We start from the raw sequence: 1,602 nt of genomic DNA on the forward strand, positions 1-1,602 counted from the left end.
CTGACCGGCCGAACGCACGCGGACGAGCTGCGCCCGCCCGCGCCAGTAGGCCCCAGCCAGGGCGGCACCGGCCCCCTGGCGCGCGGCCGCGTCGGCCACCGCGAGCCGCGCGCGCAGGGCGGCGGCGCGCTCCTCGCCGGCGTCGGCGTAGCCGAGCAGGCGGGGCGCCACGGCCCGGCGCCGGTCGCGGCCGGCGGCGGCGTCGCGCAGCGCGGTGCCCACCGGGACGCGCAGCACACGGACGGGGCCGAGGTCGGCCTCCACCCGGCGCGCGGACGCGGCGGGCAGCACGAGCGTGACCGCCAGCCCGAGCCGCGCCGTGGCGAGCGCCGCGGCGCGGGCCGGCTCGGCCGCGCTGTCGTCGCCGACGAGGACGACGGCCGGCGGTGCGCCACCGCTCACGGGAGCTGCTCCTCAGCCGCGCCGGGCGCGAGCTCGTCGGCCGCCTCGCCGGCGCCCTCGCCGCCGACCCGGCCGGCCGAGCCCGCAGGGCGCGCCGGCTCCGGCTCGCCGTCGGCCACCGTCGCACCGAGCGGGCCGGTCGCGCCGGCCCCGGTCGCGCCGGCCCCGGTCGCGCCGAGCGGACCGGTCGCGTCGAGCGGACCGGTCTCGTTGAGCGGGCCGGTCGCGTGGAGCGGGCCGGTCGCGTGGAGCGGGCCCGCCACGTGCTCCCCACCGCCGGTCGAGGGCGACTCGACCAGGTCGGACATCCGCAGGTCGTCTGCGGGCAACTGGAGGTCGCGCCCGAGCAGCGCGACGTACGCAGCGCGCAGCTGCTCCTCCTGGCCGCGCCAGGAGAACTCGGCGAGCAGCCCCGGCTCGCGGACTCGGGCGGCGAACCGCTCCCGGTCGCGGAGCACGACGCGGACCGCCCCGGCGAGGCCGGGCGCGTCACCCGCGACGTGCACCTCCCCGATCCGGTGCTCCCCCACGAACTCGGCCTGCGCGGGGCAGTCGCTCACCACGACGGGCACCCGGGCGTGGAGGTACTCGAACAGCTTGTTCGTCAGTGCCATGTCGTGGCTGCCGAAGTGCAGCAGCGGGATGAGCCCGACGTCGGCGCCGGACAGGTAGGGGACGACGTCGGCGGGCGCCACCGGCTCGAGCAGGTGCACCCGGTCCGCGACCCCGGCCTGCTCGGCCTGCTCGCGCAGGTTGCCCACGGCGATCGTCCGGGTCGACGGGACCGCGACGACCGCCAGGTGCGCCTCCGGCAGCTCGGCCAGCGCCTCGACCGCCGTGGACACCCCGCGCGCCGCCGTGACGCCGCCGGAGTAGAGCAGCAGCGGCACCTCCGGCCCGACGCCGCAGCTGTCGCGCACCGTCCGCTCCGGCGGCGGCCCGTCCGCCCCCTGGTGCAGCGCGTCCGCGACCGGGGTGTTGAGCACGACGGCCGGGCGCTGAGCCAGCGCGTACTGCGCCTGCAGCCGGCCGGCGATGTCGGGCGAGACGGTGATGACGCGCGCGGCGTCGCGGATGTACTCCTCCTCCAACGCGGCCCAGGCGGCGCGGACGCGCGGCGTGCGGCCGCCGTAGAGGGAGAGGCCGCGGACGTACTCGTGGGCGTCGTAGACCCACTGGACGTCCCGCCCGGCGGCGCGC

The 1,602-nt window shown here is 79.6% G+C and carries 1 protein-coding gene and 1 pseudogene; both read right to left on the reverse strand.

Annotated features, from left to right (window positions below; all coding sequences use genetic code 11):
• Window positions 1-402 (reverse strand): annotated as a pseudogene (locus tag G9H71_RS22600) (hypothetical protein); the annotation flags it as partial.
• Window positions 399-1,602: glycosyltransferase family 4 protein (locus tag G9H71_RS24810; protein ID WP_166284996.1), on the reverse strand; the 1,204-nt coding region annotated here is incomplete at its 5' end. The pseudogene G9H71_RS22600 and the gene G9H71_RS24810, both read right to left, overlap by 4 nt.

Origin of the sequence: Motilibacter deserti, assembly GCF_011250635.1 — a bacterium.
Lineage (GTDB): Bacteria > Actinomycetota > Actinomycetes > Motilibacterales > Motilibacteraceae > Motilibacter_A > Motilibacter_A deserti.